General features: G+C 45.9%; 3 protein-coding genes. All 3 read right to left on the bottom strand.

Annotated features, from left to right (window positions below; genetic code table 11):
• Nucleotides 1-396: 396 nt before the first annotated feature.
• The 3 genes from ACKI3C_RS10400 to ACKI3C_RS10390 all read right to left on the bottom strand — a co-directional run bounded on the left by ACKI3C_RS10400 (nucleotide 397) and on the right by ACKI3C_RS10390 (nucleotide 3,432).
• Complete coding sequence (locus ACKI3C_RS10400; protein ID WP_407404747.1) at nucleotides 397-1,071, bottom strand: hypothetical protein; 675 nt, start codon at nucleotides 1,069-1,071, stop codon at nucleotides 397-399.
• Between the two features lie 110 nt (nucleotides 1,072-1,181).
• Nucleotides 1,182-2,822: a hypothetical protein gene (locus tag ACKI3C_RS10395; RefSeq protein WP_407404745.1), complete on the bottom strand. Its 1,641-nt coding sequence runs from the start codon at nucleotides 2,820-2,822 to the stop codon at nucleotides 1,182-1,184.
• Entirely contained in the window at nucleotides 2,815-3,432 is a 618-nt protein-coding gene (locus ACKI3C_RS10390; RefSeq protein WP_407404743.1) for a hypothetical protein, read from the bottom strand. The genes ACKI3C_RS10395 and ACKI3C_RS10390 overlap by 8 nt, the downstream gene beginning before the upstream one ends.
• Nucleotides 3,433-3,543: the final 111 nt, after the last annotated feature.

The following is a 3,543-nucleotide window of genomic DNA, read 5'->3' as shown; positions in this document are numbered from 1 at the left end:
ATCGATGTCGTGTTGGTGGTTCGTTTGGTTTTATTTGCCGCACTAAATTAAGTGAAATCACCGACATGACCAAATCCTGGGCAACTTTTTGTTGCTCAGGATATTATAAAAATTGTTAACAAAAGTGCTGCGGAATTAAGGTATACATAATATTTTACAGGGTACATAGAATGTTTTAGCAAAATTTATGCCAAATAAAATGCGCGGACGCAAATCAACCTAAAAGAGGGACTAGGTAGGACTACCCCAAGAATAAGAAGATTAGACGCCCACGCATATGACGAGAGCACTAATCCACCATATTCTTTTATGAAACGTCCTACTTTTTCTTTTAGTTGGTAGACTAATGAATTTTTATCCGCGATGTTTTGTCAACAATCGGTTGACAATGCAAAGTTACAAAATTAATTGCAATCCGTTCATGGTTTCTGGATAAATTTCTTTGCCCAATTTGACTTCCAGGCTATGCCAGAATGGACTGAAAGGAAAACTAAGCGAAATATTGTAGTCACATTTGATGTCCCTTGTCTTAATGCAAGCGGATTCAATTTGAAACATTTTTTTCTGCTCTCCATTACAGCAAACGATGTATTTCAAGTTTTTTAGTTCCCAGGAGTCATAGAGCACTTCCTTTCTTAGAGCCTTGGTAAGTTCAAAATTCAAGATGCTTTCTCCATAAAGTTCGTCAAAGATTTTGTCACAAAGAGGGACACTAATAACTCCATCCCAGACACTTAGTTGCTTAGGAAATACAGAATCGGCAAAGAAATTACGAGATAACTCTACATTGCAAAGAAATCTATTCTTCGCCATTTGCGTAACCTCACCAATTTCAACGCATCCAATCACGTGATTGATTGGGATGCTTTCTAAGTCAATGTTGCCATACATAGATTGGTTAATAAGCTCTTGCATCACTTCGAAGGGAATGAATGTAGATTGCTTCGGTTCTACACAATGGACGTAATATCGTCCTGGAGTTGGTCGCGTTTCGCAATCGATAACGAAATACGAAAGTAACCTAGAGCAAACCAGCGTTGCCCATGGTTGTTCAATTCTAATTGTATTCATAAAAATTTTTCTTTTAGTGTGCAAAACAGTATGCATAAAAATGAATAAAGTTAGAGCACAGATATGCCAAAGTGGGGTACACCTCTGATAAATGATGTTAAGATGTAAAATCATACTACTCCAGATGTTGAGACAAAACCGATTGAATGTTGTGGGAATTTCTCGCAGCCGATGTAGAGGGTGTCGAATGCGTCAGTGCCATCGGTGCGGTGTTCGAGGAGGTTTTCTTCTGACTCTGCAAGTTTCTCGCCGCCTTTGTCCTTGCGGAAACCTAGACGGCCACGCGTAACACCAGCCGTTTGTATGGCGAGAAGCAGGTCATCGTTGTTTTGGCGGTTGAACATCGGCATGAGCCGTTGTTTACCGGCAAAACCTTGGTTGATGAGAAGGTACTTTTCGTCATGGCGCATCGGGTTACCGATGTAGACATCAATGACCTGCCATCCATGACGCTCAAACTCATGGATAATCACATAGCGAAAATCCTGGTCATTTACAGCATAGTTCGCACCGAGGGCGGTTGTGTCGTAGTAGAACACCACGGTCTTGTTGTTGTGATGGGCGTAGTAGGTGCAGAAATCAGCGACCAGAGCAGGAATCTTCCGCTCGAACTTAACATAGAACGACTTGATGACTTTGAGTCGCCTGCCATCGGGCTGACCCGCCACAATCCAGTTGATGTTGGCGTTATAGTCCATGCCTATGCATATTGGTGCGAAACGGTCTACATCGGCATCAGCAAGAGAGTTGAGAGCGGAGGGTTGAGAGTTTAGAGGGTCAGTTGAGAACCTGCGGAACTCCTCGTCGAGCACGGAGAAGTCACTGGCGTTATACTTGTGACCCTCACGCATAGACGAGTAGAAACCGTCCTTCGCTATGCCGAGCGGCATGCAGAGGATAGAAGTCTGGAATGTCTTGGGCGTGAGGTCACGCTTCATCTGTTTGATATAGTTCTCTCCAAGTAGTTGCAAATTCTCAATGCTGCTGTATTCTTTGTAGTAAACCGCCACCGAACGCATCTTATTGAGATTTGTGTCAAGTTGCCGCAAGTATTTTGGCAAATACTTAGGCACAGTCTCGCCGTTCTTGTTGTATCTGCGAATCCTTTCCTTGACATTCCAAATCTCATAGACAGTAGCCTCGATGGTGGCAATAAGTTCGGGGTCCATCTTCTCCTTGTAGTGGAGGAACCACGAGCCTTTCTGAGTATGAGGCATGTCCGAAAGGATCATGACCGAGTGATTATAGGAGTGTTTGCCGAAGAACGACTTAATGCCACCGTTGGCAGGCAAGGTCTCGTCCTTCAGTTTCTCGTAGTCTATGAACTTCGCTTCATCAACGAGCAGCCATGACAGAGTGAGCGAGTTGGACGATCCTGGTCTGTCCTGCGAGATAATTACCGCACATGAGCCATTGTAGAAAGTAATCACATGCTCATAGTCCGAAGGCTCTATGATAGGCTTGCCGAATGACTTGGGTGGCTTCCTCCCGACTACATAGTGGATACCGTTGAGGAATCCCCAACGCTTCCATGCTGCAAACAGTCCGGGCAAGGTGTTGGTGAGACCGTGCTTGAAAGTGGGAACCACGATGCCGCCTGTAGAACCTTTCATGCGCTGCATGTTACGAAGCACGAAAGGCGAAGCAATACTGTCCGTCTTGCCAGTACGACGGCCGGCAACGATAACTGTCGTGTGCGCCCCGATTAGCTGAGTCAACCGTTGCGGGTTGTTGAAATAAACATCACTCATTAGACTCGGTGGTATTGTCAAACAATGTATCTAATTCAAGGTCTGCTTCCTCAAACTCCACATCCTCGATGTCCATAGACTCAGCGCGATACTTTTTGAGCATCGCCTGGATTTTGTCTTGGATATTAGGGATTGGTTTGATACCGAGTACCGAGGGGTCCGAGGTTGCGGTAAAAGGCTGAACCACTATGACATCGTAGGGAACTGCTGTCTCGTCCTCGACATCGATGCGGTTGTACTTGGCGTAAGACGAAGCCGCTCGTTCCATCGTCTTCGTGTCCTTGCGTTTCTTCGCCATCTGGTATGTCTCGACTATCATTTCATTATAACGCCAGCGATGATAGTCACGCGAAGAAGTGCTGATGGTAGGGAGCAGAGTCTTCACCACCGCAAGGTCAGCGTAGGCGGTGACTCGTGAAATCCCGTAGCGACCCACATCAGTCTCGATGAACTGACGGTCTTTCGCCTCGGGATTTGCCGTGCTCCACAGGTACATGTCACGCACACGCAGTATGCGCTCTACAAGCACGTCGGGGTAACGGCTGCGGAGCTCGTCTTCCGCGGTGAACAGGTCAACGCGGGCTACTTCGGTCATGTTAGGGAATGGCATAGTAATTTTTGCTTACAAAAATTGGTTTATTGTGGCTAAAGCCACGGTTTAGTGCACTTCGTGCGGTTTAGGGAGTTTAGCGGTAAACGGCGAAGCAATAAACCAGCGACA

It is taken from the genome of Sodaliphilus sp., from assembly GCF_045598405.1.
GTDB lineage: Bacteria > Bacteroidota > Bacteroidia > Bacteroidales > Muribaculaceae > Sodaliphilus > Sodaliphilus limicaballi.
The sequence above is the reverse complement of the archived record's forward strand: the minus strand, read 5'-3'. Positions and strand labels throughout refer to the sequence as shown.

Bases quoted from the DNA above. Each gene is read 5' to 3' on its own strand.
- ACKI3C_RS10390 (WP_407404743.1), bottom strand. From the start codon at position 3,432: ATGCCATTCCCTAACATGACCGAAGTAGCCCGCGTTGACCTGTTCACC.
- ACKI3C_RS10400 (WP_407404747.1), bottom strand. From the start codon at position 1,071: ATGAATACAATTAGAATTGAACAACCATGGGCAACGCTGGTTTGCTCT.
- ACKI3C_RS10395 (WP_407404745.1), bottom strand. From the start codon at position 2,822: ATGAGTGATGTTTATTTCAACAACCCGCAACGGTTGACTCAGCTAATC.